General features: G+C 73.0%; 1 protein-coding gene. It reads left to right on the top strand.

Annotated features, from left to right (window positions below; translation table 11 throughout):
- Positions 1–1,792: polyketide synthase dehydratase domain-containing protein (locus ORI94_RS35155; RefSeq protein ID WP_266083169.1), on the top strand; the 1,792-nt coding region annotated here is incomplete at both ends.

Genomic DNA, 1,792 nt, shown 5'->3' with positions numbered 1-1,792 from the left:
GTGCGCTGGCCGGTGAGGGTGTCACCCGGTTCGTCGAGCTGGGTCCGGACGGTGTGCTCAGCGGCATGGCCCGCGAGAGCGCCGGCGACGACGCCCTCCTCGTACCGTTGCTGCGCAAGGACCGCGACGAGGAGACGGCGGCCCTCACCGCGCTGGCTCGACTGCATGTCGCCGGGACCCGGGTGGACTGGGCCGCCTACCTCGCCGGCACCGGTGCACGGGCCGAGACCGTCGACCTGCCGACCTACGCCTTCCAGCGGCAGCGCTACTGGCCTTCCGGTGCACTGACCCGGGCCGGGGACGTGCGGTTCGCCGGGCTCGGAGCGGCCGAACACCCGCTGCTGGGCGCAGCCGTCGAACTGGCCGGCACCGAGGGCTCGGACGGGGTGGTGCTCACCGGCAGGCTGTCGCTCCAGTCGCAGCCGTGGCTGGCCGACCACGTGGTGCAGGGCTCGGTGCTGGTGCCGGGCACGGCACTGCTGGAGCTGGCGATCCGCGCGGCCGACGAGGTCGGCTGCGACACGGTCGAGGAACTGACCCTCTCCGCACCGCTGGTACTGCCCGACCACGGAGGCACCCGCATCCAGGTGCGGATCGGCATGCCCGACGCCGACGGCAGGTGCGCTCTGGGCATACACGCGCGGGGTGAGGACGACGTCCAGGCCCCGTGGACCGTCCACGCCACCGGAATTCTGGCTCCTGCGGCTCCTGCGGCTCCTGCGGCTCCCGTGAACGAGGTGCGGTCTGACTTCGACGCGTCCGTGTGGCCCCCGGAAGACGCCCGCGCGGTCGATGTGACGGACTGCTACGAGCGGCTGGCCGACGCCGGGTTCGCCTACGGTCCCGCATTCCGCGGCCTTCGGGCCGCATGGCGCCGCGGCGACGAGCTGTTCGCCGAGGTCGCCCTTGACGAAGCAACGGACGGCAGCGCCTTCGGTCTCCACCCGGCCCTGTTCGACGCCGCCCTGCACGCCTTCGCGCTCGACGACGACGGCCGCGGCGGAGTGCCGTTCTCCTGGGCCGGGGTGTCGCTGCACGCCTCCGGCGCCTCGACCCTGCGGGTCCGGCTGATCCGGGACGCCGACGGCACCATGGCCCTGGAGCTGGCCGACCCGGCAGGCGCTCCCGTCGCCTCGGTGGAGTCCCTCGTCGTCCGGCCCCTGGCGGCCGGACAGCTCAGCGCTGCGACCCATGACTCCCTCTACCAGGTGCACTGGGTGCCGGCGCGGGGCACGCGGGCCGCCGAAGCGTCCTCCGAACCGGTCACAGTCTCGGGGGTGGCCGAACTCGAGGCGCTGGTTCAGGGCGAGGTACCGACAACGGTGCTGGCCACCGTGTCCGGCACCGCGGACGGTGTCGTCGGATCCGTGCACGATGCGGCCGTATGGGTGCTGGAGCTGGTGCGGTCGTGGCTGGCCGACGAGCGGTGCGCGCAGTCGCGTCTGGTGTTCGTGACGCGGGGCGCGGTCACGGGTGACGACCTGACCGGGTCCGGTGTGTGGGGTCTGGTGAGGTCGGCCGTGTCGGAGCATCCGGGGCGGTTCGGTTTGCTGGATGTCGAGCCGGGTGTGGTGTTGTCGGCCGAGTTGCTGGGTGCTGTTCTGGCCGTGGGTGAGGCCGAGGCCGAGGTGGCGGTGCGTGGTGGTGAGGTGCTGGTGCCTCGTCTGGCGCGTGTGGTGTCCGGGGCCGGTGCGGCCGGTGCGGATGGTGCGGGTTGGGGTGTGGCTGAGGGCACGGTTTTGGTGACGGGCGGCACGGGTGGTCTGGGCCGTGTGGTGGCCCGGCATCTCGT

Origin of the sequence: Streptomyces sp. NEAU-W12, from assembly GCF_026242095.1 — a bacterium.
Classification (GTDB): Bacteria; Actinomycetota; Actinomycetes; order Streptomycetales; family Streptomycetaceae; genus Streptomyces.
The sequence above is the reverse complement of the archived record's forward strand: the minus strand, read 5'-3'. Positions and strand labels throughout refer to the sequence as shown.